Source organism: Streptomyces sclerotialus (assembly GCF_040907265.1).
GTDB classification, from domain to species: Bacteria; Actinomycetota; Actinomycetes; order Streptomycetales; family Streptomycetaceae; genus Streptomyces; species Streptomyces sclerotialus.
Genome location: NZ_JBFOHP010000002.1, coordinates 7,103,637 through 7,129,523, shown reverse-complemented (window position 1 = coordinate 7,129,523; position 25,887 = coordinate 7,103,637). Strand labels below are relative to the sequence as shown.

At 73.5% G+C, this 25,887-nt stretch carries 22 protein-coding genes; 9 read left to right on the top strand and 13 right to left on the bottom strand.

Features of this window, described 5'->3' with window-relative positions:
- Window positions 1-27 precede the first annotated feature (27 nt).
- On the top strand, window positions 28-1,251 hold the full coding sequence (locus tag AAC944_RS31355) for a metallophosphoesterase (protein ID WP_030612428.1): 1,224 nt from the start codon (window positions 28-30) through the stop codon (window positions 1,249-1,251).
- Here the strand turns inward: AAC944_RS31355 and AAC944_RS31350 are convergent, their stop codons facing one another.
- Window positions 1,252-2,139, bottom strand: coding sequence for a universal stress protein (locus AAC944_RS31350; protein WP_030612431.1), 888 nt, complete (start codon window positions 2,137-2,139; stop codon window positions 1,252-1,254).
- A gap of 170 nt (window positions 2,140-2,309) precedes the next feature.
- Between AAC944_RS31350 and AAC944_RS31345 the strand changes: the two genes are divergently transcribed.
- Entirely contained in the window at window positions 2,310-4,454 is a 2,145-nt protein-coding gene (locus AAC944_RS31345; protein ID WP_078888457.1) for a SpoIIE family protein phosphatase, read from the top strand.
- Between the two features lie 45 nt (window positions 4,455-4,499).
- Here the strand turns inward: AAC944_RS31345 and AAC944_RS31340 are convergent, their stop codons facing one another.
- Complete coding sequence (locus AAC944_RS31340; protein WP_030612438.1) at window positions 4,500-5,897, bottom strand: NADP-dependent succinic semialdehyde dehydrogenase; 1,398 nt, start codon at window positions 5,895-5,897, stop codon at window positions 4,500-4,502.
- Window positions 5,898-6,402: 505 nt separating this feature from the next.
- On the opposite strand from AAC944_RS31340, the gene AAC944_RS31335 reads away from it, so the two are divergent.
- On the top strand, window positions 6,403-7,146 hold the full coding sequence (locus tag AAC944_RS31335) for a L,D-transpeptidase family protein (RefSeq protein WP_051871611.1): 744 nt from the start codon (window positions 6,403-6,405) through the stop codon (window positions 7,144-7,146).
- 16 nt (window positions 7,147-7,162) lie between these two features.
- On the opposite strand, the gene AAC944_RS31330 is transcribed toward AAC944_RS31335, so the two are convergent.
- Window positions 7,163-8,437, bottom strand: coding sequence for an MFS transporter (locus AAC944_RS31330; RefSeq protein ID WP_030612444.1), 1,275 nt, complete (start codon window positions 8,435-8,437; stop codon window positions 7,163-7,165).
- Window positions 8,438-8,564: 127 nt separating this feature from the next.
- Complete coding sequence (locus AAC944_RS31325; protein ID WP_030612447.1) at window positions 8,565-10,652, bottom strand: SpoIIE family protein phosphatase; 2,088 nt, start codon at window positions 10,650-10,652, stop codon at window positions 8,565-8,567.
- 194 nt (window positions 10,653-10,846) lie between these two features.
- Between AAC944_RS31325 and AAC944_RS31320 the strand changes: the two genes are divergently transcribed.
- From AAC944_RS31320 to AAC944_RS31305, 4 genes are all read left to right on the top strand, one after another.
- The gene (locus AAC944_RS31320) at window positions 10,847-11,713 is read left to right on the top strand and encodes a TetR/AcrR family transcriptional regulator (protein ID WP_030612449.1); all 867 of its coding nucleotides are present in this window, start codon (window positions 10,847-10,849) and stop codon (window positions 11,711-11,713) included.
- Window positions 11,714-11,850: 137 nt separating this feature from the next.
- Window positions 11,851-12,738 carry a beta-keto acid cleavage family enzyme gene (locus tag AAC944_RS31315; RefSeq protein ID WP_030612451.1) on the top strand — a complete coding sequence of 296 codons (888 nt, stop codon included), beginning with the start codon at window positions 11,851-11,853 and terminating at the stop codon, window positions 12,736-12,738.
- 28 nt (window positions 12,739-12,766) lie between these two features.
- On the top strand, window positions 12,767-13,729 hold the full coding sequence (locus AAC944_RS31310) for a 3-hydroxyacyl-CoA dehydrogenase NAD-binding domain-containing protein (RefSeq protein WP_030612454.1): 963 nt from the start codon (window positions 12,767-12,769) through the stop codon (window positions 13,727-13,729).
- Window positions 13,726-14,205, top strand: a complete 480-nt coding sequence (locus AAC944_RS31305) for a thioesterase family protein (RefSeq protein WP_030612457.1) — start codon at window positions 13,726-13,728, stop codon at window positions 14,203-14,205. The genes AAC944_RS31310 and AAC944_RS31305 overlap by 4 nt, the downstream gene beginning before the upstream one ends.
- 10 nt (window positions 14,206-14,215) lie before the next feature.
- Here AAC944_RS31305 and AAC944_RS31300 read toward each other — a convergent pair whose 3' ends face one another.
- Window positions 14,216-15,583, bottom strand: a complete 1,368-nt coding sequence (locus AAC944_RS31300) for an FG-GAP-like repeat-containing protein (RefSeq protein WP_030612459.1) — start codon at window positions 15,581-15,583, stop codon at window positions 14,216-14,218.
- A gap of 175 nt (window positions 15,584-15,758) precedes the next feature.
- Between AAC944_RS31300 and AAC944_RS31295 the strand changes: the two genes are divergently transcribed.
- Window positions 15,759-16,091 carry a DUF427 domain-containing protein gene (locus AAC944_RS31295; protein ID WP_030612462.1) on the top strand — a complete coding sequence of 111 codons (333 nt, stop codon included), beginning with the start codon at window positions 15,759-15,761 and terminating at the stop codon, window positions 16,089-16,091.
- Window positions 16,092-16,165: 74 nt separating this feature from the next.
- The gene (locus AAC944_RS31290) at window positions 16,166-16,762 is read left to right on the top strand and encodes a DUF309 domain-containing protein (protein ID WP_078888473.1); all 597 of its coding nucleotides are present in this window, start codon (window positions 16,166-16,168) and stop codon (window positions 16,760-16,762) included.
- 49 nt (window positions 16,763-16,811) lie between these two features.
- Here AAC944_RS31290 and AAC944_RS31285 read toward each other — a convergent pair whose 3' ends face one another.
- From AAC944_RS31285 to AAC944_RS31250, 8 genes are all read right to left on the bottom strand, one after another.
- Window positions 16,812-18,152 carry a serine hydrolase gene (locus AAC944_RS31285; protein WP_078888459.1) on the bottom strand — a complete coding sequence of 447 codons (1,341 nt, stop codon included), beginning with the start codon at window positions 18,150-18,152 and terminating at the stop codon, window positions 16,812-16,814.
- Between the two features lie 172 nt (window positions 18,153-18,324).
- Entirely contained in the window at window positions 18,325-19,551 is a 1,227-nt protein-coding gene (locus AAC944_RS31280) for a cytochrome P450 family protein (protein WP_030612472.1), read from the bottom strand.
- Between the two features lie 190 nt (window positions 19,552-19,741).
- Window positions 19,742-20,956, bottom strand: a complete 1,215-nt coding sequence (locus AAC944_RS31275) for an MAB_1171c family putative transporter (RefSeq protein WP_030612475.1) — start codon at window positions 20,954-20,956, stop codon at window positions 19,742-19,744.
- Window positions 20,949-21,629: a hypothetical protein gene (locus tag AAC944_RS31270; RefSeq protein ID WP_030612478.1), complete on the bottom strand. Its 681-nt coding sequence runs from the start codon at window positions 21,627-21,629 to the stop codon at window positions 20,949-20,951. Before AAC944_RS31270 ends, AAC944_RS31275 begins: the two co-directional genes overlap by 8 nt.
- A complete protein-coding gene (locus tag AAC944_RS31265; RefSeq protein ID WP_030612480.1) occupies window positions 21,616-22,107 on the bottom strand; it encodes a helix-turn-helix domain-containing protein in 492 nt (163 codons plus the stop codon). Before AAC944_RS31265 ends, AAC944_RS31270 begins: the two co-directional genes overlap by 14 nt.
- Window positions 22,108-22,275: 168 nt before the next feature.
- The gene (locus tag AAC944_RS31260) at window positions 22,276-23,154 is read right to left on the bottom strand and encodes an alpha/beta fold hydrolase (RefSeq protein WP_078888460.1); all 879 of its coding nucleotides are present in this window, start codon (window positions 23,152-23,154) and stop codon (window positions 22,276-22,278) included.
- A 20-nt stretch (window positions 23,155-23,174) separates the two neighbouring features.
- Window positions 23,175-24,518, bottom strand: a complete 1,344-nt coding sequence (locus AAC944_RS31255) for an MFS transporter (RefSeq protein ID WP_030612484.1) — start codon at window positions 24,516-24,518, stop codon at window positions 23,175-23,177.
- A 122-nt stretch (window positions 24,519-24,640) separates the two neighbouring features.
- Window positions 24,641-25,861: an acetyl-CoA C-acetyltransferase gene (locus AAC944_RS31250; protein WP_030612486.1), complete on the bottom strand. Its 1,221-nt coding sequence runs from the start codon at window positions 25,859-25,861 to the stop codon at window positions 24,641-24,643.
- Window positions 25,862-25,887: the final 26 nt, after the last annotated feature.

Below are 25,887 nucleotides of genomic sequence, written 5' to 3'. Positions count from 1 at the left end.
CCAGTAGGTCATGAGACAACTCCCTGCATGTGTGAGCTGATTCCGCCGCAGGCGGACATGACCGAGGACCGGTGGCTGCGGAGCGGCACGGTCCCCGGCGGGGACCCGACCAGCCCCGCCGACACCCGCACCGCTCCCCTGCTGAACCGCCGCACCCTGCTCGGCGGCGCCGTCGCGGGCGCCGCCCTCGCCGTGCTCCCGTACGGCGCGGCCGGGACCGCGACGGCACGGGACCGGACGGCGGACGGGAAGTACCCCTTCCCCACCGCGACCGACGGCGACGGGGAGATCGCCGTGCTGGTGACCGGCGACGCCGGGACCGGCGAGGAAGGCCAGTACGCGGTGGCCGCGGCAGCCCGCGACCTGATGCGCACCGAGCGGATCGGGCTGGCCGTCGGACTGGGCGACAACCTCTACGAGAACGGGCCGGAGTCGGCCCACGACTCCGAGTTCCAGGACAAGTTCGAGAAGCCCAACACCGGCATGGACGTGCCGTGGCTGATGATCCTGGGCAACCACGACTGCTCGGGGCTGATACCCGGCAGTGGCGGCGACCCCTCGCGCGGCGACCGTGAGGTGGCCTACGCGACGACCTCGAAGCGCTGGTACATGCCCAGCCGCTACTACAGCGTGGCGCTGCCCGCCGGATCCGGTGCCGACGGCGCGGCGGGCGGCGATCCGCTCGTGGAGTTCTTCGCCCTGGACACCACCCCGGTCTCCTCGTACGTCGTCCAGACCGACCCCTACTTCCACTGGGACGGCCCGTACATGCGCGAGCAGCGGGCCTGGCTGGAGGGCGCGCTCAAGGCGTCGCGGGCACGCTGGAAGGTCGTGCTCGGCCACCACCCGTACCTCAACAACGGCAAGCACGGCAGCGCCGGCTCCTACGACGGCTTCACCCTCGGCCACTACACGAGCGGCATCCACCTCAAGGAGCTGTACGAAGAGGTGGTGTGCGGCCGCGCCGACCTGATCCTGTCGGGCCACGACCACACGCTCCAGATCCTGGAACCCTCGGCGCGCACCGGGGGCACCCGCCAGGTCGTCTGCGGCGCGGCCTCGAAGACGGGGGACGGCAAGGCGCACTTCGACGTGCCGGCGGAGTGGCAGGACTTCTCCAGCCACGGGTTCATGGTGCTGAAGGTCTCCGCGAAGGGGCTGACCATCGACGCGTACACGGTGGACGTGCCCACGCGTACGGCGAAGCTCGCGCACCGTACGCGGAGCGCCGCGCCGGTGGCCGTGGGCTGATCACCGTACCGGGATCACCGCCGTCGGGCAGTGCCCGTGCAGCAGTACCGCGTTGGCGACGGAGCCCATCAGGCCGCCGTCGCGCAGCCGGCGGCGGTGCCGGCCGACCACGACCAGGTCAGCGGCGCGGGAGGCGGCGACCAGGCGGCCGGCCACGTCGCCCTGCGCGAGGACCGGGTCGACGGTCACCTTGGGGTAGTGGCGCTCGGCGAAGGGACGCAGCCGCTCCTCCTGCCGGGCGCCGGCGTGGGCCTCCAGCTCGCCCGAGGTCCGGTGGCCGGGCGGCAGGTCGTCCGGGTCGACGAGCAGGGGGTACGGGTTCGGGTACGCGGTGACCACGCGCAGCACGGCGGCCCGGCGCTCGGCCTCGGCGAAGGCGAACTCCACCGCCTCCTCGGAGGTCTCCTCGGGATGCAGGCCGAGCACCACCCGCTGCTGCGCCCCGGCGCCCGGCTCCGCACGCCGCTCGTCGGGCACGACCACGACCGGGCAGGCGGCCCGCATGGCGGCGGCCCGGCCCGCCGAGCCGAGCAGCAGGCTGGTGAAGCCGCCGCGGCCGCGCGAGCCGAGGACCAGCAGTCCGGCCTGTGCGCTCAGCCGGATCAGTGTCGAGGTGGACGCGCCGTGCGTGGAGAGGTAGCGCGTCTCCGGGACGTCGCCGCGGCCGGCGAAGCGCTCCTGGACCTCCTGCAGCACCGGGTCGGCGGGGTCGGGCACCGGTTGCGGGCGGGCGTCGCCCAGCGCGCGGGGCATGGGGGTCACCGGCCAGACGTGCACCACGTGCAGCGTGGCTCCGGCGAGCCGGGCCGCACCGGCCGCCCAGTCCAGCGCCCGGAGGCTGTTCACCGAGCCGTCGACGCCGGCGATGACGGGAAGCGTGCTGTTCACGGTCTCCTCGATCCGTCGGTGCGGGCACCGCGTCTCCGGCGCCCTGGTGTCCTGGGCCGTGCGGCGGGCGGCGGAGCCCGCGCACGAGGGGGCACGGCACCGCGTACGGACCGGGACACCCCACCGTCCCCAGTTCCCATACTCACCCGATATGACCTTAAGATCCCGTTATGGAGCAGAGCTGGGACGGGGCGGAGCGGGCGGGGCCCGACGGCGCACGCGAGCCGCGCCGGACCCGCCACAGCCTCCTCGGCCGGCCCGGGAAGGACCGGCCCCGCCGGCCGGGGATCGCCCTGCCCGACCTGCTCGCGCTCAACCGGATGGGGTCCTTCGACTGGAACCTGGACAACGGGGCCTTCGACCTGGACCCGGGCGGCCTGGCCGTCTTCGACCTGCGTCCGGAGGAGTTCGACGGGACGCGGCTGTCGCTGCTCCCCCGGGTACCGCAGGAGGAGGGCTACCGGCTGGACACCGCCGTCGTCCAGGCGATCCAGCAGGGCCGGGAGGCCTGCGGCGCGTACTTCCGCATCCGCTGCCGGGACGGCACGCCCCGATGGACGCACGCCCAGGGCCGCATCCTGCGTGACGGCGGCGGCCGCCCGTACCGGATGGCCGGGATCGTCCGCGAGGCCACCGCCGAGCTGACCGACTCCGCGCTGCTGAACATCTCCGACGAGGAGCGCGAGCGGCAGACCCGGCTGGTGCAGTGGACGACCACCGCGCTGTCGCGGGCGCTGTCGGTCGCGGACGTCACCGAGGTGCTCACCGCGCACGGCGGTCCGCTGCGGCTGGGCGCCGACGCCCTCGTCCTCGGCCTGGTCGAGCACGGCGTCTTCGACGTCATCGCGGCCACGCCGCCGCTGGACGAGGTGCCGGAACTGCTGCACATGCCGCTGGACCGGACGCTGCCGCTCTCCGACGCGGTCGTCACCCGCCAGCCGTCCTACGTCTCCTCCCACGAGGAGCTGCTGCTGCGCTACCCCCGGCTCCGCCCGTACCTGCGGCACATCAGCATCCGCAGCGCGGCCTTCCTGCCGCTGGTCGCGCAGGACAAGGTGATCGGCGCGCTCGGGCTGATCAACACCGAGGCGAAGGTCTACACGGCGGAGGACCGCAACCTGGCGCTGGCGCTGGCCGGCGTCATCGCGCAGTCCCTCCAGCGGGCCACCCTCTTCGACCAGGAACGGGAGATCGCGACCGGGCTGCAGGCCTCGATGCTGCCGCGCCGGATCCCCGCCGTCACCGGGGGCGACGTCGCGGTCCGGTACCACGCGGCGCGCACCGGGCGGGACGTCGGCGGCGACTGGTACGACGTCGTGCCGCTGCCGCAGGGCCGTACCGGTGTGGTGATCGGCGACGTGCAGGGCCACGACACGCACGCGGCGGCCGTGATGGGCCAACTGCGGATCGCGCTGCGCGCCTTCGCCGGTGAGGGGCATCCGCCACAGACGGTACTGGGGCGGGCCTCCCGGTTCCTGGCCGAGCTGGAGACCGACCGCTTCGCGACCTGTACGTACATCCAGGCGGACCTGGCCTCGGGGGTGCTGCACGTGGCACGGGCCGGGCATCTGGAGCCGCTGCTCGCGGACGCGGAGCGGCACGTGCACTGGCCGACCGTGCACGGCGGCCTGCCGCTGGGACTGGCGACCGTACTCGGCGAGGACCACTATCCGGAGACGCAGCTGTTCCTGGAGCCGGGCTCCACGCTGCTGCTGTGCACCGACGGGCTGGTGGAGCAGCCGGGCTCGGACATCCTCGCCGGGCTCGAAGCGCTGACCAGCGCCGTACAGGACGGGCCCGGCGAGCTGGACGCGCTGGCCGACCACCTCTCGGACCTGCTGTGGGAGCAGCCGGGCTCTCCGGACGACATGGCCCTGTTGCTGCTGCGCCGGCCGGCCGAGCCGGGCGGCCCGGCCACACCGCGCATCCGGCTCCACGTCCACCAGGCCGACCCGGCGGGCCCCGCCGAGGTCCGCACCGAACTGCGGCGGATGCTGGACCAGTGGCGGGCCGGCGCGGTGGCGGGCGACGTGGAGCTGGTGGCCACCGAGCTGATCACCAACGCGCTGCGGCACACCGACAGCGGGGCGCTGGTCTCCCTGGAGCTGCGCTGCGGCCCGCCGGACCGGGTGCGGCTGGAGGTCGAGGACCGGTCCAGCCACTGGCCGCGACGGCGCAGCCCCGGCGAGACGGCGACGACCGGCCGGGGGCTGCTGCTGGTGGAGGCGCTGTCGGACCGGTGGGGCGCGGAGGCCCGGGGCGCGGGCAAGGCACTGTGGTGCGAGTTCACCGTGCCCGGCCCCGGAGGTCCGTGAACCGTGCCCGGTCCCGGGCGCCCGTGAGGTGGCGGTCATGGGCGCTCAGCCCTTGGCGCCGTACCAGACCGTGGTGATGTTGCAGAACTCGCGGATGCCGTGGTCGCCCAGCTCCCGGCCGTACCCGGAACGCTTGGTGCCGCCGAACGGCATGCCCGGGTGGGAGGCGGTCATCCCGTTGAAGAACACGCCGCCGGCCCGGATGTCCCGCACCAGCCGCTCCTGCTCGGCCGCGTCCTCGGTCCAGGCGTTGGAACTGAGGCCGAAGGAGGTGTCGTTGGCGGTCTCGATCGCCTCGTCCAGGCTGTCGACGCGGAAGAGCGTGGCGACCGGGCCGAACGCCTCCTCGTAGTAGATCTTCATCTCCTTGGTGACGTCGGCGAGCACGGTCGGCGCGTAGAACCAGCCCTGGTCCAGGCCCTTGGGCCGGCCGCCGCCGCACAGCACGGTGGCACCGTGCATGGTGGCGTCGTCGACCAGCTGCTCCAGGTCGGCGCGGCCCTGCTCGCTGGAGAGCGGGCCCACATCGGTCCCGTCCGCCATCGGGTCGCCGACCCGCAGCGCGGCCATCTTCTCGGCGAAGCGGGAGGCGAACTCGTCGTAGACGTCGGTGTGGACGATGAAGCGCTTGGCGGCGATGCAGGACTGGCCGTTGTTCTGCACCCGGGCGGTGACGGCGGTGGCCGCCGCCTTCTCCAGGTCGGCCGAGGGCAGCACGAGGTACGGGTCGCTGCCGCCCAGTTCGAGCACCGTCTTCTTGATCTCGTCACCGGCGATGGACGCCACCGAGCGGCCCGCGGGCTCGCTGCCGGTGAGCGTCGCGGCGGCCACCCGGGGGTCGCGCAGGATCATCTCGACCGAGCCGGACCCGATGAGCAGCGTCTGGAAGGCGCCCTCGGGGAAGCCGGCGCGGCGGAAGAGGTCCTCGAGGTAGAGCGCCGTCTGCGGGACGTTCGAGGCGTGCTTGAGCAGGCCGACGTTGCCCGCCATCAGCGCGGGCGCGGCGAAGCGGATCACCTGCCAGAGCGGGAAGTTCCACGGCATCACCGCGAGCACCGGGCCCAGCGGGCGGTAGCGCACGTAGGCGCGGGCCGCGCCGGAGTCCTTGATGTCGGCGGCCCGCGGGTGCTCGTCGGCGAGCAGCGCCTCGGCGTGGTCGGCGTACCAGCGCATGGTCTTCACGCACTTGGCGGCCTCCGCGCGGGCCTGCGCCAGCGGCTTGCCCATCTCGGTGGTCATGGTGCGGGCGATGTCGTCGGCGTCGGCCTCCAGCAGGTCCGCCGCCTTGCGCAGCAGGTTGGCGCGCCGGTCGAAGCCGGTGGTGCGGTACTCCTGCCAGGCCTGGTCAGCGCGGACCAGGCGGTCCTCGATCTCGCCTTCGTTCAGCGCGTCGAACGTCTTGAGGGTCTCGCCGGTGGCCGGGTTCACCGTGGCGATGGCCATGGGAAGCACCTCTCCTTCTGGTCGTGCGGGCGGCCGCCTCACGGCGTGCGTACGGCCGCGGGGCCGTACGCACGGGTGCCCGTTCGGGCCGGGTCAATCCCGGGTCAGCCGAGCGGGCTCGGCTGCGGCGACGGTTCCGGTACCGGGTCGGGGTCCGGGCCCGGCGGGCGCGGGACCGGTGACGGTTCGGGGGTGGGCGGTACGGGGTCGGGTGGGCCCGGTACGGGGTCCGGCACCGGGCCGGGGCCCGGATTGGGCGGTGTCGGGCCGCCGGGGTCGTGAGCGCGCGCGGGGTGCGGCTGCCGTTCCACGGAAGACCTCCTGGATCTCACGGTGCGGTGCGTGCCGCGGGTGTTCCGCCCGCGGCGGTGGTTCTCCTGGCCCCCGTACCCGAGTCTGGCCCGGCTATCGCTCCGGCGCGCGGCGGAATCGGCCGGGTCCCGCGCGCGGAACGCGTCCCGTTCGCGGGGGCGCGGGCGGCGCCGCGGCGCCCTACAGTGCCGTCATGAAGCCTTCGTTCCTGGCACTGGCGGCCGGTGCGGCCGCGCTCGCGCTGGCCGCGACGGCCGGCTCGGGACCGGCCACGGCGGCGCCCGGGCCCCCGGCGGCGGACCGTACCGGTGGTCCGCTGCCCGCCCGGATGGCGGACACCGGCGGCGGCAGTCAGCTGATCACGGCGGTGGCGCCGAGGACGTCCGCCACGCACGGGCGGCTGGTCTGGTGGGAGAAGCGGCACGGTCACTGGAAGCGGGCGGGCTCGGCACCGGCCCGCTTCGGCGCGAAGGGCGTGACCGAGGGCAGCACCCGGAAGCAGGGCACGAACACCACGCCCACGGGGCTGTACGACCTGCCGTACGGCTTCGGGATCAGCGCTGCTCCGCCCGGTACGGAGGTCACCTACCGCCGGGTGCACGGCGACTCCTGGTGGTGCGAGGACAACGCCTCCACGGCGTACAACCGCTGGGCCGAGCCGCTGCCCGCCGACTGCGCGGCGAAGGAGTCGGAGCGGCTGGCCGCCTACCCGAAGCAGTACGACCGGGCGCTGGTCATCGGGTTCAACTACGACAAGCCGGTGCGCGGCCGGGGCGCCGGGATCTTCCTGCACGTCAACGGCAAGGGCGCGACGGCGGGCTGTGTGTCCGTACCGGCCGGCGCGATGGCCCGCATCCTGGCCTGGGCGGACCCGGACAAGCGGCCGCACATCGCGATCGGGACGCGGTCCGGGGACACGGCGATCACGCGTTACTGAGCGGCCGCGCGGCGGCTCAGGGCTGCGGGTCCCGGGCGTCGTAGCGGGCGAAGGCGGGGCGGCCCAGGCCGAGGAGCGCCACCACCAGGACGCAGGCCAGGCCGCCGCCGACCACCGCGGCGGCCGGGGTGGCGAGGTCGGCGGCCGACCCGGCGAGGAAGTCGCCGAGCCGCGGCCCGCCCGCGACCACGACGATGAAGACGCCCTGGAGCCGGCCGCGCATCCGGTCGGGGGTGGCGGCCTGGAGCATCGTGGAGCGGAAGACCATCGAGACGGTGTCCGCGCAGCCCGCGACGGCGAGGAAGAGCAGGCCGAGCCAGAGGTTGCGGGTGAGGCCGAAGACGGCGACGGCCGCGCCCCAGGCGGCGACGGCGAGCAGGATCGCCAGGCCGTGCCGGCGGATCGCGCCCAGCCAGCCGGAGAACAGGCCGCCCAGTACGGCGCCGACGGCGGGCGCGGCGACCAGCAGTCCGACGGTCTTGGCGTCGCCGCCGAACCACAGGGCGGCGACGGCCGGGAAGAGGGCGCGCGGCTGGGCCAGCACCATGGCCGCCATATCCGCGAAGAAGGTCATCCGCAGGTTGGGGCGGGTGGCGAGGAAGCGCAGGCCGTCCAGGACGGAGGCCCGCTTCGGCCGGGCACCGTCCGGCCCTGCCTCATGGTCGGGTCGCATCGAGGGCAGCCGCCACATCGCGTACAGGGAGGCGGAGAAGGCGACGACGTCGATGAGGTAGGCGGCCTGGTAGCCCCACAGGCCGACGATGACGCCGCCCAGCATCGGGCCGCCCATCAGGCCGAGATTGCTGGTGAGGGAGTTCAGCGCGTTGGCGGCCGGCAGCTGCTCGATGGGCAGCAGGCGCGGGATCATCGACGCGCGGGCCGGTGAGTTCATCGCGAAACAGACGGCCTGGAGTGCGACGACGACGTACAGCAGCCAGACCTGCCGGACGTGGAGGAGCGCGGCGGCGGCCAGCACGACGGACATCGCGGTGGCGCCGAGGGCGCTGGCCAGGCCCAGGGTGCGGCGGTCGACGGTGTCGGCGACGGCGCCGCCGTACAGCCCGAAGACGACCAGCGGGACGAGCGAGCAGAGGCCGACCAGGCCGACGGAGAACGTCGAGTGGGTGAGGTCGTAGACCTGGAGCGAGACCGCGAGCGCGGTCATCTGCTGACCCACCCAGGAGACGGTGTTGCCGGTCCACAGCCGGCGGTAGTGGACGGAGGTACGCAGCGGTGTGATGTCGGCGAATATGCGCGAGCGCAGGCCGGTGGGGGCGGTCTCAGTGGGCACGCGGCAGTAAAGCACGCGGGACAGGGCATGTATGTGGCGGGGGCCACCTTCACGCCTTACAGCCTGTAGACGGCAGCCATTCGTGCGGCCCTGCTGACGACTCCGCCCGCGGCTCGCCGGACCGGCCTCACGGGCACTGGAACTCGCACCACACGCTCTTGCCGTTACCGCGCGGGGTCACCCCCCAGACGTCCGCGAGCCGTTCGACCAGCAGCAGACCGCGCCCGGAGATGCCCCCCTCGCCCGGCCGGCGGCGGCGCGGCAGCGTGCTGGAGCGGTCGGCGACCTCCAGGCGCAGCCGCCGCTCGGCGGTCCCGGGCAGGGTGAGGGTCACCATGGCGGCGCCGTCGGTGTGCAGCAGCGCGTTGGTGATCAGCTCGTCGGCGGCCAGCTCGATCTCCGCCGCACGCTCCCGGGCGCCCCAGGCCCGTACCGCGTCCCGGATCATGTGCCGCGCCGCGACCAGCGCCGCGGGGTCACCGGGGGCGATGTGCCGGCGGACCGTACCGCGGTGGCGCGCCGGGGGCGTGCCGCTGCGGCGGAGCAGCAGCAGCGCCATGTCGTCCTCGCCGTCGCCGCTGAGGGAGAGCGTGCACAGCAGGTCGGCGAGTTGCTGGACGTCCTGCGGTCCGGTGCGCACCGCCCGGGCCAGCCGGGCCATCCCGTCGTCGAGGTCGGCGCCGGGCCGCTCGACCAGCCCGTCGGTGCACAGCACCAGCGTCTCGCCGGCGGCGAGGTGCACCGTGGTGACGGGGTAGTCCAACTGCCCGAACTGGGCGGACAGGCCGAGCGGCAGCCCGCCGACCACGGGGAGTTGGCGGCAGAGTCCCTCGGCGTGCCGGAGCAGCGGGTCGACGTGGCCCGCTCGGACGATCTGCAGGGCGCCGGTGGTCAGGTCGATGTCGGCGTAGGTGCAGGTGGCGAAGCGTTCGGGGTCCAGTTCGTGCAGGAAGGCGGAGGCCCGGGCCATGACGGTGGCGGGCGCGTGGCCCTCGGCGGCGTACGCGCGCAGCACGATGCGCAGCTGGCCCATGAGGGTGGCGGCCTGGGTGTCGTGGCCCTGGACGTCGCCGATGACGACGGCGACCCGGCCTTCGGAGGAGGGGCCACCGGGCAGCGGGATCACGTCGTACCAGTCGCCGCCGATGTCCCGGCCCAGCCGCGCCGAGCGGTAGCGCACCGCGATCTGGGCGCCGGGGATGCCGGGGATGCGGCGCGGCAGCATGGCCTTCTGGAGCGCCTCGGCGAGGTCGTGTTCCTGGTCGAAGAGCATCGCCCGGGCCAGGCTCTGCGCGATGCTGCTGCCGAGCGCCACGAGGATGCTGCGCTCATGCGCGCTGAACTCGCTCTCCTCGCGGTAGAAGAGGCCGATCACACCGATGGGGCGGGCCTGCGCGATCAGCGGGAGGTAGGCGGCGGAGCCGATGTCCAGCGGCTGGACGTGCGGCCAGAGCCGCGGGTAGCAGGCGGCGAACTCCGCCCGGGAGCGGACGAAGCGCGGCGTGAGGGTGCGCACGACCTCGCTCATCGGGAACTCGTCCGCCACTCGGGTGAACCGGTGCTCCGGCACGAAGCTGCCGGCCTGCCCCTCGGAGACGAGCTGGATGCGGCCGGCCTCCACCAGCCCCAGGATGACGTTCTCCGCACCGAGCCGGCTGAGCCCCTGGCTGTCGCCGAGGACGGCGATGACGTCCCCGACGCTCCTGGCGTGGGCCAGCGCCGCCGTGGTGCGCTCCACGACGGAGTGGTGCCGTCGGCGGCGCCGGTCGCCGGAGGTGGCCGGGCTCGCGGTGCGGGAGAGCTCCAGCTCCTGGCGGGCGTCGCGGACGATGCCGATGATGCGGTGCGGCCGTCCGGTGTCGTCCCGGTAGATCGTGCCGTGGGTGTGGAGCCAGCGCAGCGCGCCGCTGCGGCGCCGGACGCGGAAGTACGCGCCGTACGACTCGCTGCCGTCCTTGATGGCCTGGGCGACCAGGGAGTCCAGGCGGGCGGCCTCGGCGGGCGGGACCCGGCGGGACAGTGTGGTGGGGATGCCGTCGTACTCGTCGGGGCGCAGGTCGAAGACCCGCAGCGCGGCGGCGTCCATGTGCAGCCGGCCGCGCTTCAGGTCCCAGTCGAAGCCCCCCATTCCGTTGAGCGCCAGGATCAGGTCCGGCGGGGCGGGCCACTCCTCCGGCAGCGACACGGCAGGGGGCTGCGCGCCCCGATCGGCCATGTCGTCACTTTGCCACATTTCCACCCCTAGGGGGGGTGTCCGTACTCCTGGCCGCGCCCTCCGGACAAGGGGTCTGACTTGCTCATCAGTCAGCCCTCATCACAAGCCCTTCTCCGCAGGAAACCAGGGTTTTTCACGGAAACGAGCGCATCGAGCGTTGCGCTGACCTCATCACACTGCTACGGTCCCGAACCATGCAGGAAGACCCCGGCACCCGGCTCGCCGACGAGAACGGCGACCTCACGGACCGCGTCAAGAAGGTGATCGACGGCATCGGATGCAGCCGCCGTGAGTTCGCCCGGCGGATCGTGATGGACCCCTCGAAGCTCTCCCGCTCCCTCGGCGGGACCCGCCGCTTCACCGTCGCCGAGATCGTCCGGATCGCCGAGATCGGCGGGGTGGACGCGGGCTGGCTGCTGGGCTCCCGGGCCGGGACGCCCGCGCCGCCGGCGGACGACGCGGCGCCCGCCGCGCTCCCCGAGGGCGGCCGGCCGCTGCAGATCGTCCGCGAGACGGTCCGGCTGATCGCCGAGCACGGCTTCCACTCCGTACGGGTCGCCGACATCGCCGCGGCCTGCGGGACGAGCACGGCCGCGATCCACTACCACTTCCCCGGCCGGGACGACCTCCTGGAGGCCGCCGTCCGCTGGTGCATGGACGAGGACACCGCGCGCCGCGCCCAGGGACTGGCCGGGGCCGCCGACGCGCGCGAGGAGATGCTGCACCTCATCGCCCTGCAGACGCCGCGCACCGAGCAGCAGCGCCGGCAGTGGCTGGTCTGGCTGGACATGTGGGCCCAGGCGGCCCGCTCCACCGAGGTCGGCCGGCTGCACGACCACTACTACCGGCAGTGGCGGACCACCGTCGCCGACGTCGTGCGGCGCGGCGTCGAGCAGGGCGTCTTCCGCCCCGTCGACGTGGAGTTCACCGCGCTGCGGCTGACCGCGCTGATCGACGGCCTGGCCACCCAGGTACTGGCCACGGCCCCCGGCAGCACCACCCCCGACAGCATGCACGCCGCGCTGACCGCCTTCGTGGAGGACGAGCTGACCGCCTCGTAAGGCGCTCCCCCGGACGACCGTCCGCCCCCGATCGTGCGCGGGCAGGCGTGGCCGACGCCTGCCCGCGCACCCCTCCCTTCCCCTCCGCCGTCACCTGACGGTACGTCACCACACCACCCGCAGAAGGGACTCCCGTCATGAACGACGAGGTCATCATCACCTGTGCGCTGACCGGCGCGGGCGACACCGTACGCCGCTCCCCGCACGTCCCCGTGACGCCCGAGCAGATCGCCGGATCCGCCGTGGAGGCGGCGGACGCGGGCGCCGCCGTGGTGCACATCCACGTCCGCGACCCCGAGACCGGCGACCCCTCGCGCGACCCGAAGCTGTACGCCGAGGTCGTCGAGCGCATCAAGGAGACCGGCACCGACGTCGTCATCAACCTCACCGCCGGCATGGGCGGCGACCTGGTGCTCGACGCCGACCAGCCGCTGGAGAAGGGCGCGCAGCCCGGCACCGACCTGGTCGGCGGCCTGGACCGGCTGCCGCACGTCGAGGACCTGCTCCCCGACATCTGCACCCTGGACTGCGGCTCGCTGAACTTCGGCGACAACCTCTACATCTCCACCCCCGAGATGCTGCGCAAGGGCGCCAAGCGCGTCCAGGAGCTGGGCGTCCGCCCCGAGCTGGAGATCTTCGACACCGGCCAGCTGTGGTTCGCCAAGCAGCTGCTGGCCGAGGGCCTGCTGGACGACCCGACCATCTTCCAGCTGTGCATGGGCATCCCGTGGGGCGCCCCGGCCGACCCGGGCGTGCTGCAGTCGATGGTCAACATGCTGCCCGAGGGCGCGCAGTGGGCCAGCTTCGCGCTCGGCCGCATGCAGATGCCGTGGGTCGCCCAGTCCATCCTGCTCGGCGGCAACGTCCGCGTCGGCCTGGAGGACAACCTGTACCTCGCCAAGGGTGTGAAGGCCACCAACGGCCAGCTCGTCGAGCGCGCCGTGACCATCACCGAGTCGCTCGGCGCCAAGGTCGCCACCCCCGACCAGGCCCGCGCCCGCCTGGGCCTGAAGCCCCGCGCCTGACGTACGTCCCACCTCCTTGGAGCCCCGCATGACCGCCACCCCTCCCCTCGCCCCCGAAGACGTACGCAAGGTCGCCTGCATCGGCGCCGGCGTGATCGGCGGCGGCTGGGTCGCCCACTTCCTCGCCCGCGGTTACGACGTGACCGCCTGGGACCCCGCCGACGACGCCGAGGAGAAGCTGCGCCGCCTGGTCGCCGCCGCCTGGCCGGCCCTGGAGCAGATAGGCCTCGCCGAGGGCGCCTCGCAGGACCGCCTCACCGTCGCGCCCACCCTCGCCGAGGCCGTCGCCGACGCCGACTTCGTGCAGGAGAGCGCCCCGGAGAAGCTGGAGCTGAAGCGCTCGCTGCTGGCCGAGCTGACCGCCGCCACCCGCGACGGCGTCGTCATCGCCTCCTCCACCTCCGGCTACCCGATGTCCGACATGCACTCCGACGCCGCCGACAACGGCCGCCTCGTCGTCGGGCACCCCTTCAACCCGCCGTACCTGATCCCGCTCGTCGAGGTCGTCGGCGGCGAGAAGACCGACCGCGCCGCCGTCGAGTGGGCCTCCCGCTTCTACGACGTGGCGGGCAAGTCCGTGATCACCATGGACCGGGAGCTGCCCGGCTTCATCGCCAACCGCCTCCAGGAGGCCCTGTGGCGCGAGGCGCTGCACATGGTCGCCAACGGCGAGGCCTCGGTCCAGGACATCGACGACTCGATCACCGAAGGCCCGGGCCTGCGCTGGGCGTTCATGGGCCCGCTGCTGACGTTCGCGCTGGCCGGCGGCGAGGGCGGCATGGGCCACATGCTCGACCACTTCGGCCCGTCCCTGAAGTCCCCGTGGACCCGCCTGGAGGCCCCCGAGCTGACCCGCGAGCTGCGCGACGCGATGGTGGACGGCTGCGAGGCGGAGGCGGGCGACCGGACGTACGCGGACCTGGTGGCCGAGCGCGACCAGGGCGTCATCAACGTCCTGCGCGCCACCGGCCGGCTCGGCGGCGCCAAGTGACGGCGGCCACCGGGGCACTGCCGCTCTTCCGGCAGACCGTCAAGGACGAGTGGATCGACTACAACGGCCACCTGAGCGAGGCGTACTACGTCCTCGTCTTCGGGTACGCCACGGACGCGCTGATGGCGGAGACCGGCCTCGGCCCGGAGTACCGGGAGGCGAGCGGCTGCTCCCTCTACACGGTCGAGGCGCACGTCCGTTACCTGCACGAGGTCGACCGCGGCGCCGGCCTCACCGTCCGCACCACGGTGCTGGGCGCGGACACCAAGAAGGTCCGCTTCCTGCACGAGATGTTCGCCGACGACGGATCCGGCACCCCGTCCGGTGACCCGGTCGCCACGGAGGAGCTCTTCGCCCTCCACGTCGACCAGGCCACCGGCCGCTCCGCACCCCTGCCCGACGCGGTACGCGACCGTCTCACGGCCCTGACCGCACCCGCCCCGGAGTGGGCGGGCCGGGGCATCCGGGAGGTCTAGCAGCCTCGCCTCACTGGAGGAAGCCGTCGACGATCTCGTTGTCGGCCGGCCGGGTGACGCCGGCAGTGGTCAGGCCACTGCCGGTGCCCGGCAGCCGGAGTGCCCCCTCCGTACCGCTGACGAAGAGGTCGGCGTGACCGTCGCGGTCGGTGTCGCGCAGCCGGACGTCGGCGCCGAAACCGTCGTCCATGCGGACGGCGCCGGGCACGCCGCTGGTCCCCCGGTCGAACCACTGGGAGCCGGTGCCGGTCAGACCGCCCTTGCCGCCCTTGAAGAGGTGGACGCCGCCGGCGTACCCGACCGTGCCGATCGCCTCGCCCCGTACGCCGACGGCCAGGTCCGCGCAGCCGTCGCCGGTGACGTCGGCGGCCGAGAGGCTGTCGCCGAACCAGTCGTCGGCCTCCGGGGTGCCTGCCACGCCGGACGTGGCCTGCGTGAGGCGCTGGGAGGTGGTGCCCGGGCCGGTGGAGCCGCCCCGCCAGACGGTCACCGCGCCCTTGTACCCGCTCTCCTCCGGGTTGCCGAGGGCGATGTCGCCGTAGCCGTCCTTGTCGAAGTCGGCGATCACGCCGGACGGGGCCGAGGCCCAGTGGCGGGCGTCGATCCGCAGCGTGCGGCCCGGCTGGAGCGTGCTGCCGCCCCGGATGAACCAGGCGTCCGTCGCGGTGCCGCTCGCGGTCACGGTGGCCCCGGTGACCACCAGGTCGGTGGCCGAGTCCTTGGTGACCTTGCCGGCGGTGAGCGTGTCCGCGGTGAACCCGGCCCCCTCGATGTCGTGCTCGGTCACCGCCCCCGTCTTCCCGCCGCGGGTGACGGCGCCGCGGTAGACGTACGTGTTGCCGCCGCTGATCGCGGCCAGGTCCGGCCTGCCGTCGCCGTCGAAGTCCCCGGTGGCGAGGTCCCGCCCGAATGCGCTCCAGCTCTGCCGGTCCTTGTTCGCCACGGAGGTGCCGCCGGACAGGCCGGTGCGGGAGCCCCACAGAATGGTGACGGCCCCCTGGTTCTCCTTGCCGTCGACGTCCTCGCCGGGCGCCGCCACCGCGAGGTCGCCGTAGCCGTCCCGGTCGAAGTCCGCGGCGGCGCGGACCTCGCCGAACTCGTCGTCCGCCTCGTCCGCGCCGGGCACGCCCTTGCTGCCCTGGCCGATGATCTGGGTCTTCGTGCCGGGGCCGGTCGCGGTGCCGAACACCACCTTGACCGCGCCGCCGTCGGTCGAGCCCCACCACCGGTAGGCGTAGTCCCGGTAGCCGTCGCCGTTGAAGTCATCGGCGTACTTGGCGGCGGCAGCAGCCGCGGGGGGCGCCGCCATTATGACCGGGCCGGCGGTGAGGGCCGCGGCGGCCGCGGTGGCCGACGCGAGACGGAGTCGTCTGGGCACGTGAAGTTCTCCTGCTGTCCACGGAAGTTTGTCGGACAGGAGACTCCGTATGCGGCACAAGAGTTGTACGGACCGGCGAAACTCGCGGCGCCGCGGCGTGCCGCCGGCCGGACCGGCACCGCCGCGCACCGGGTGACATCCTGGGAGGGACCGTTCCTCACCCGGGAGGACCCTCATGACCACAGGCCACCGCATCACCGTCGAGCGGAGCACCGACCACGTGCGCGTGGTGCACGGCGGGCAGGTGCTCGCCGACAGCACCCGGCCACTGGTGCTCCGCGAGACCGGCTACCCGGCCCGGTACTACCTGCCGCCGGCGGACGTCCGTACCGACCTCCTCGTCCCCTCCGGAACCCGGACCCACTGTCCCTTCAAGGGCGACGCGTCCTACTGGTCGCTGCCGGACGGGCCCGAGGACGCCGTGTGGGCGTACACGGAGCCCAAGGACGCCGTGGCGGACATCAAGGACCACTACTGCTTCTACGAGACCGAGGTCGTCGACGGCTGATGAGCGCACAGGGCCACGACGAAGGCGGCGACCCGGCCTGCTGGCTGGACCGGGTCTGCGACGCGTGCGGCCGGATCCGCGAGGACCCGGCCGCCGCCTGCCCGCACTGCGCGGCGGACGCGGCGGAGGAGACGGGCGGCGCCGCGGCGCCCCGGAGCGCGCCGGACGCGTCCCCGAGCGCGCCGGACGCATCCCGGCGCCGGGACCGGGACGCCGAGGGGCGGGCGCGCAACGCCCGGCCGCGGGACGGTCTGGGCCGTCCGCTGCCGTACGGCTCCCCCGGCGTCGCCCGGCAGCCGGAGGGCGTCGTACGGGAGCCGGCGGAGTCGCTGGCGGAGGCGCAGCGGCTGCTGGACGACGGGATGCCCTTCCACGCGCACGAAGTGCTGGAGGACGCCTGGAAGTCCGGGCCGCCGGAGGAGCGCGAGCTGTGGCGCGGCCTCGCGCAGCTGGCGGTCGGCCTCACCCACGCGGCGCGCGGCAACGTCACGGGCGGCGCCGCGCTGCTGACCCGCGGCGCCGCCGCCATCGAGCCGTACGCGGGCTCGGCTCCGTACGGCATCGACGTGGCCGGGCTGACCCGCTGGGCCGGTGCGCTGTCCGCGTCCCTGCGCGGACCGGTGCCGGCGGCCGCCCACGCGCCCCGGCTGCGCGCCGCCCCGCAGCGCTGACCGGCGCCCGGGAGCCGTACGAGCCGGCTCCCGGGCCCGGCGGAGCCCGTCAGGGCACGACGACCTCTTCGGGCTGGAACACCTCTCCGAGCTCCGGTACGTCCCCGGGCTCAGGGACGTCTCCGGGCCGGGCAGCGTCTCCTGGCTGAGCGCCCCACTCGGGTTGAGCGTCCCACTCGGGCTGGCCGTCCCACTCGGGCCGAGCGGCTCCGCCCGGCTCGGTGTCCCCGCCGGGCTTGGTGGCTCCGCCCGGTTCGGCGGCGCCTCCGGGATCGGTGGCTCCGCCCGGCTCGGTGGTGCCTCCGGGATCGGTGGCTCCGCCCGGCTCGGCGGCGCCTCCAGGATCGGTGGTGCCTCCAGGCTCTGTGGTTCCGCCCGGCTCGGTGGTTCCGCCCGGCTCTGCGGCGCCTCGGGGTTCCTTGAAGCCCCAGTCCAGCAGTGCGGCGGCCTCCTTGTAGACCGCGTTCTCCTTGTTGACGGGATCGAGGACGGTGACCACGAGGGTGCGCCCGTCCCGTTTCGCCGCGGCGATCAGGGTGTTGCCGGCCTTGCTGGTGTAACCGTTCTTGACGCCGATGATGCCGGGGTAGCGCTGCACACCTTTCGAGCCGGCCAGCATCCGGTTGGTGTTCACGATCTCGTACGGACCGCGGGAGCCGCCGGGGAAGGTGGCCCGTACGGTGCCGCAGTACCGCGCGAAGTCGGCGTTCTCCAGGCCCTTGCGGGCGAAGAGGGAGAGGTCGCTCGCCGAGGAGACCTGGCCCGCCGCGTCGTACCCGTCCGGCGTCTTCACGGTCGTGTCCTGGGCACCGAGCTCGCGGGCCTTGGCCTGCATCTCCTGGGCGGTGGCCTGCCAGCCGCCGTTCATGTTCGCCAGGACGTGCACCGCGTCGTTGCCCGAGCGAAGGAAGACACCGCGCCACAGGTCGGCGACCTTGTAGCGCTGCCCCTTCTTGATACCGACGAGACTGCTGCCCTCGCCCACGCCCTTGAGGTCCTCGGCGGTGACCGTGCGGACCGTCCCGGCGGGGAACTTCGGCAGGACGGTGAGCGCGAAGAGCGTCTTCAGGGTGCTCGCGGGGGCCAGTTGGCGGTGCGGCTCCTTCGAGGCCAGCACCCGGCCGGTCGCGGCGTCGGTGACGGCCCAGGCCTTGGCGCTGATGCCACTGGGCGGCGGTGCGGCGGGCCGGGCGGCGAAGGTGCCCGCCCGGGCCGGTCCGGGCCAGGCCGCCGTACGGGTGGCCGTACCGGGGACGGAACGTTCGGGGAGTGCCCTGCCCTGTGCTGCCGGCGCGGCGTGCGCGGGGGCGGGCAGAGCGGTGAGGGCGCCCGCCACGGCTATGGCCGTCAGGGTGCCGGTGGTCCTGTGCGAAACAGCGTCGGTTCCCATGCAGCTACGTTAGGGAAAGGTGCGGTCACGCGCAGTACCTGATGCGCCAGACGGCTCACGCGTCGCGAAGGAAGACCCGCCCGGTGCGACGGGGGATGCACACCGGGCGGGCTCAGAACCTTTCTACCGCATGCCGGAACGGTTATGCAGGAAAAGCCTGTTCGAGTCGCTGTTACCAGGCGACGGGGAGCGACATCAAGCCACGCGCACGGATGGTCCGGCGCCACCGCAACTCCGTCCTCGGCACGGCGGGACGGAGCCCGGGAAACCGCTGAATCAAGGCGTCGAGGGCGGTTTGCGTCTCCATCCGGGCGAGCGGGGCCCCGAGGCAGTAATGGATGCCATGCCCCAGCGCGAGATGGCCGAAAATATCGCGGTGCGGGTCGAGCTTCGCGGCGTCGGGGAACCGTTCCGGGTCACGGTTGGCGGACGCCAGCGAGAGCAGCACGCTCTCCCCGGCCGGAATCCGCACGCCGCCGATCTCCACGTCCTCGACCGGGAAGCGGCGGATCGCCAGCGGCGCCGGCCCGTCGTACCGCGCGAACTCCTCCACGGCGGCGGGCATTCCGGCCGGATCGGCGCGCAACTCCGCCAGCACGTCCGGGTGGTCGAGCAGCGCGAGGACGGCGTTGCCGATCAGATGGACGGTGTTCTCGTAGCCCGCGAAGAGGATCAGGAAGGCGAGCGAGGTCAGTTCGTCCTCGCTGAGCCGGTCCCCCGCCACACCGCCGTCGGCGTCCGGCTCGTCGCGCACGGCGATCAGGTCGGAGAGGAGGTCGTCGCCCGGCTCGGCACGCTTGGTGGCGATCAGCCCGGTGAAGAAGCGCAGCATGGCGCCGATCGCCTCCTTCATCGCCTCGGGCCGGGACGGGTCGGGCGTGATGAGCGCGTCGGTCCAGGCGCGGAAGTCGTGCCGGTCGCCCTCCGGCACGCCCAGCAGATCGCAGATGACGATGATCGGCAGCGGTCCCGCGAAGTCGGCGATGAGGTCGGCGGCGCCCTTCGCCTCGACGGCGTCCAGCAGGCCGTGCGCGACCTTCGCCACGGGGGCGCGCAGCTTCTCGACACGGCCGGGCGTGAAGGCCTTGACGACCAGGCGGCGGACGCGGGTGTGGTCCGGCGGGTCCATGTTCAGCAGGTTGGCGTCCAGCGCCGGCGGCAGGGAGAAGCCCCGGTAACCGTTCGAGCTGTTGCGCTTGTCCAGGCTGAGCCGGGGGTCGGCCAGCGCGGCGCGGACGTCGGCGTAGCGGGTGACGAGCCAGGCGGGCTGCCCGTCGGGCCCGGTGATCCGGTGCACCGGGCCGGCCTCGCGCAACTGCTCGTAGGCCGCGTACGGATCGTCGAGCAGCGTCGTCGGGTCGAGGGGGTCCGGGCGGTCGGGCGTGGGGGTGTTCTGCATGGATCCCGACCTTATGGGGTGGCGGCCGGCCATCCGTATCCGGGGCGGGACCCGGGTCCGGGGCGGGAGCCGTATCCGGCGACGGCAAGAGCACAGGGCGGCTCCGGGGCAATGCCCCGTGCCGCCCTGTGCCGTAGGCGGTTCGGACCCCCGTACCGAGCCACCTCGTCTGTGGTGCGCCGCCGCGGCGTCAGGCTCCGCGCTCCCGCACGCTGCTGCGCTGCCGCAGCTCGGCGAGGACGGTGTCGGCCAGGGACGAGCGGTAGACGTCCGCGACCAGTGCCAGGTGTTCGTACTCGGCGGCCGGTGCCATGTCCGTGGTGACGACGACGGATTCGGCGTACGGCTCCGGGAGCCGGCCGGCCTGCCGGTTGTCCATGCCCCGGCGGAGCGCCACCGCCTCGGCCACCGCGGCCAGTTGCGCCGCCTCGATGCCCACCGCGCGGGCCCGCTCGCGGGCGAAGTCGACGGCGTCGGCCTCGACGTACCGGCGGATGCCGCGCTGTACGTCGCGGATTTCGGCCATCTGGCGGTTGGCCCGCCACTCCAGGTCGGCGAAGGGCCAGCCGCCGGGCCGCGTGCCCTCCATCGTCACCTCCGGGGCCTGGGCGGTGGCTTCACGCCACAGGGGCGAGAGGCGGCGCAGCCGGCGCCAGGCGGAGGCGCGGGGCCCGGCGGCGGGCAGCGCGAACCCGACGAGGACGAGGATCGCGGCGACCGAAGCGCTCAGCGGGGCCACGCCGTTGGAGAGCCAGAGCGCCGGGCTGCCGGCCCAGGAGAGCGCGAAGCCGACGAGCTTGCAGGCGCAGTACAGCAGGCCCAGCCAGCAGCCGGCGGCCAGCACGCGCAGGCCGCGGGCCAGCCAGGAGGGGCCGACCTTGGCGGCGTAGCGCGGGCAGAGCGTGCCGAGTCCGGCCAGACTGGCGCCGAAGATCGCCAGGTACAGCATCAGGAAGAGCATGACGCCGGGCGCGTCGGTGTACGCGGTGCTGAAGTCGCGCGGATGCTCCACGGCGTCCGGGCGGCCGACGGCGAAGCCGGTGACGGCCACCGCCCACGCCACCACGACGAGGGCGAGGACCGTACGCGTACGGGAGCGGGCCCGGCGGCGGCCCGTCTCGTCCTCGCCGCCGGTCCAGCGGAGCAGCAGCACCAGGGCGCCGGCCGCGAAGACCACGACGGAGGAGTACAGGAAGACCATGGCGAGGTTGGCGACGCCGGTGAGCCGGTCGAAGGCGCGGTACAGGCTCGGGGCCGAGAAGAGGAACACCGTGGCGACGCCCGCGGTCATCAGGGAGGTCAGGCCCAGGTCGGCGTTGTGCCGGTCGCGCAGCCAGGCGCGGAACTTGTAGCCCGCGAGCGCCCAGGCGACGGCCGCGAAGCAGAGGTAGACCACGTCAAACACGCGGCGGCCCTCCGTCCTCGGAGCCGGCCGGCGGGGCCTCCGCTCCGCCGGCCGGGACGCCGTCCAGCTCGCGGCGGATGTGCTTGAGCGCCGGGCCCAGCGCGGCGGCGATCTCGGCCGCGTCGCCGCTGAGCGGCGGGTCGTCCTTGGCGGTGGCGGGCACCAGGTGCGCCATGAGGAGCGTGCCGAGGACCTCGGTCTCGCGCTCGGTGGCGTCGTCGTAGCAGTGGTGGCGCGCGAAGCGGGCGGTCAGGCCCATCCGCCGCGCCGCGGTGGCGACGTCCATCGAGGGCGTCCAGACCTTCAGTGCGTTCTCGGTGACCGTGGGGTCCTGCTCGTGGCCGAGGAGGAGGTGGCTGAGTTCGTGGAGGACGATGTGCGTCTGGTGCCAGGGCGAGGTCTGCCGCTCGTAGAAGACCCACCAGCCGTCGTCGGTGCCCGCCGTCATGCCGGAGACCACACCGCCCAGGCTCATCGGTGCGATGTGCACGGGGCGTCCCACGCGCCGTGCCACGACCTCGCACAGGCCGGGCAGGTCGGTCGCGGCGGGCAGCGCCAGCTCCTGGACGAGCTGCTTGCACCTCCGGCGTATCCGCCGTACCCGCATGGCCGTACCGTCCTCGGTTCCCGTCCGCCGCCAGGCGACGAAGAGCTGTTCGTCAGTGGCCGGCATGCGGTTCCTCACCGCTGGTCGCCGGCGGGTCCGGCGGCAGGTCCATCTGCTGCCGGAACTGGGAGATGATCGTCGTGAGGCTGTCCTGCACCTCGGGCGGCAGGCCGACCGAGCGCAGCGCGATGGTCCGCACCCGCTGGTCGCGCATGGCCGCGAGGAAGCGCAGCTCCTCCTCCACCCGGTCGGCCTGCGGCTGGGAGAGGTCCCCGACCAGATAGCCGACCGGCACCGCGAAGAACTTGGCGAGCGCGCGCAGGACTTCGTGGCTGGGGTTGGTGCGTCTGCCCGTGCGGAGCATGGAGAGGTACTGCTCGGAGAGCGTGACGTCCCCGTACTCGGCGCCCTCGCTGATCTCCTCGGCGACGTAGGCGTTGGTGTACGGCGCGCCGGGCGGGTGCATGTGCGCGAAAAGATGGTTCAGCCGCTCGGCGAGCGGGCTGTGCCCACTCTTCGGCGTACCGTCGCCTCCTCGCGCCATGTCGGTGTCCCACCCCTGTCCGCCCTGGTCCCAGCCACGGTCGAGCAACGCGCATACGCAACGGACAGTTGAGTCGCGCGTCTCTCCGCTTCGCTCATCCTTTCACGACCGGAACGACACGCACCAGTCCACCTACGGACAGTGATCATCTCTGGGGAACCGGTCGTATCAACTCGTGGTTGAGCCCGTGGTGGGGAACGCTCCCCCGGCGCGGACGGTATCGAGGAACCGGCCGGTCTCCCGCGCGAATCCTGCGGGGTCGTCCGCGTAGAGCCAGTGCCCGCAGCCCGGGAGTTCGGCGAGCTCCGTGTGCGGCCGGGCGCCGGCCATCCACTCCGCGGTGGCACGGGTCAGCAGGAAGCTCCGCTCCGCCCTGAGCAGCAGGGCCGGCTGCCGGGAGGCGGTCCACGAGGCGGAGAGGTCGCCGGTGAAGGCGCGTTGCGAGGCCATCATGGCGTCGGTGTCGAAGAGCAGCCCCCAGCCGTCCTCGAACTCCGCGGCGCTGTCCATGAAGGAGGAGGCGTCCGGGATGCCCCGCGCTTCGATGGCGGCGCGCAGAGCCGCGCGCGAGGCGGTACGGCGCGGCCAGGCCGACACGTCCAGGACGGGGTGCGTCTCGGGTTCGTGGTTGCGCACGGTCATGTCCGCCACGACGAGCGCGGCGACGAGGCCGGGGTGGCGCGCGGCGAGCGAGAAGGCGACGGCGCCGCCCATGGAGTGCCCGAGCACGGCGGCGGGGCCGCAGTCCATGGCGCGCAGGAAGGCCGCCGCGTCCTCGACGTACTCCTCAGGGGCGAGTACGCCGCCGTTGTCCGAGAGGCCGTGGCCGCGCTGGTCCAGGGCGACGACGCGGTACCGGCCGGCCAGCGCGGCGGCGAGCGGCGCGAAGATCCGGCCGCGGCCGAAGTGGCCGTGCAGCGCGAGCAGGACCGGCCCCGGGCCGCCGGGGTCCAGGTAGGCGAAGCGGCGGCCACGGAGGCGGACGAAGGACTCGGCGGCGGGCACGGCGGACCTTTCTGCCGGCGTCGGACGGACACCGACGAGCATGTCATCCGGGCCCGGCCGGGTCACCGCGCGGGCAGCGGAGCCGTGGCCGGGGCCCCGTGCGTGCCGTCGGCGGCCGTCTCGTCGTGGTTCGGGCGGCGCAGGAGCAGCAGCATGCAGCCCATGGTCAGGGCGACCTGGAAGACCGCGTAGACGATGACCGCGGTGATCGAGCCGGTCCAGTTGAGCAGGGACTGGCCGATGATCGGGGTGGTGCCGCCCAGCAGCGTGCCGCACAGCTGGTAGCAGAGCGAGATGCCGGTGTACCGCAGGTGGGCCGGGAAGCGGCTGGCGAGCATGCCGGCCAGCGCCGCGTAGTACAGGCAGTGCGGGATGGTGGCGACCGCGACACCGAACATGGCCAGGCCGTAGTTCTCGGTGCCGATCAGGAGGAACATCACCGGCATCAGGAACAGTTCGGGGATCAGCATCACGCAGACCGCCCGCGACCAGCTCTTCATCTTCGTGGCGAGGACCGCGCCGAAGGGCTGCACGACGATCTGGGTGATGTTGGCGACCAGGATGATCGTGAGGAAGGAGCTGCGGTCGAAGTCCAGGGCGCTGGTCGCCCAGGACAGCGCGAAGGTGGACTTGAAGTACGTCGCCGACAGGCCGATGGTGCAGGCGCCGATGCCGAGGACGATCAGCATCGGGTGGCTGCGCAGCACCTCGGTCAGCGGCAGCTTCGCGACCTCCTTCTTCTCGATCAGCTTCGCCATCGCCGGGGACTCCGCGACCTTGAGGCGGACGAAGAGGCCGACCATGACCAGCAGCGCGGAGGCGAGGAACGGCACCCGCCAGCCCCAGGAGATGAAGGCGTCGTCGGGCAGCCGGCTGATGGCGAGGAAGCTCAGCGTGCTGAGGGTGTTGCCGACGGGCGAGCCCTGCTGCGCGAACGCCCCGTACAGCACCGACTTGCCCTTGGGCGCCGACTCGGAGGCGATCAGGACGGAGCCGCCCCACTCGCCACCCAGGCCGATGCCCTGGATCATCCGTATGCAGACGAGCAGGACCGGCGCCGCGACGCCGATGGAGGCGTAGCCGGGCAGCAGCCCGATGGCCGTGGTGGACACGCCCATCATGAGCAGGGTGATGACGAGGGTCTTCTTACGGCCGAGCCGGTCGCCGTAGTGCCCGAAGACGATCCCGCCGAGCGGGCGGGCGAGGAAGCCGACCCAGAAGGTCGCGAAGGCGACCAATGTGCCGAGGGCACCGCCGAGTTCGGGGAAGAAGACCTTGTCGAAGACGAGGGCCGATGCGGTGCCGTAGATGTAGAAGTCGAACCACTCGATGGTGGAGCCGATGAAGGCGCCGATCCCGGCGCGGTTGGCGGCTCTGGTGCGGTCGCGTGCGGTGGGCGCACTCATACGGACTCCCTGGGCGTCTTTGAGCAGGGGAAGGGGACACCAGGGGCGCCGCGTCGTCCCGAGCGGCGCCCCTGGGTGGTACGGGTGGTGCGCGTCTGCTGGTGTGTTCCGTGTACGCGGTGTCAGGCGATCCGCTCGAAGACGGCCGCGAGTCCCTGGCCGCCGCCGATGCACATGGTCTCCAGGCCGTAGCGGGCCTCGCGGCGCTTCATCTCGCGGGCGAGGGTGGCCAGGATGCGGGCGCCGGTGGCGCCGACGGGGTGGCCGAGGGAGACGCCGGAGCCGTTGACGTTCAGCCGCTCGTGGTCGGCCTCGCCGAGGCCCAGCTCCTTGGTGCAGGCCAGCACCTGCGCGGCGAACGCCTCGTTCAGCTCGATCAGGTCCATCTCGGCGAGCTTCAGGCCCGCCTTCTCCAGGGCCGAGCGGGTGGCGCCGACCGGGCCGAGGCCCATGGTCTCCGGGGCGCAGCCGGTCCGCGCGAAGGAGACCAGCCGCACGATCGGGGTGAGGCCGAGCCGCTCGGCGGTGGCGGCACTGGTGACCAGGCAGGCAGCGGCGGCGTCGTTCTGGCCGCTGGCGTTGCCCGCGGTGACGGTGGCCTCGGGGTCCTGCTTGCCCATGATCGGCTTGAGCTCGGCGAGCTGCTCGGCGGTGGTGTCGGGACGCGGGTGCTCGTCGGCGGCCACCACGGTCTCACCCTTGCGGCCGCGCACGGCGACCGGCACGATCTCGTCGTCGAAGAGGCCCGCCTCGATGGCGCGCCCGGCCCGCTGCTGGGAGCGGAGCGCCAGCGCGTCCTGGGCTTCGCGGCTGATCCCGTACCGGCGGCGCAGGTTCTCCGCGGTCTCGATCATGCCGCCGGGGATCGGGTGGTGCGCGCCGCCCGCGGTGACCCGGCCGCGGGTCAGGGAGTCGTGCAGCGTGAGGTTCGGGCCCTTGATGCCCCAGCGGCCCTCGTGGGTGTAGTACGGCGCCGCGCTCATCACGTCCACGCCGCCGGCGATCACGACATCGCTGAAACCGGCCTTGATCTGCATCGCCGCGTCCAGCACCGCCTGCAGACCGGAGCCGCAGCGGCGGTCGACCTGCACGCCGGTGACGGTGTCGGGCAGGCCGGCGTCCAGGGCTGCCACCCGGCCGATGGCCGGCGCGTCGGAGGTGGGCCAGGCGTGACCGAGGATCACCTCGTCGACCTTCTCGGGTGCGACACCGGTACGCCGGACGATCTCGGTGATCAGCAGCGCGGCCAGGGCGGCGGGGCGCTGCCCGGCCAGCGCGCCGCCGAACTTGCCGATCGGGGTGCGCAGCGGTTCGCAGAGGACGATTTCGGTGGGGTCGGACATGCCACGGCCTTTCCTGGTGCCCTGAG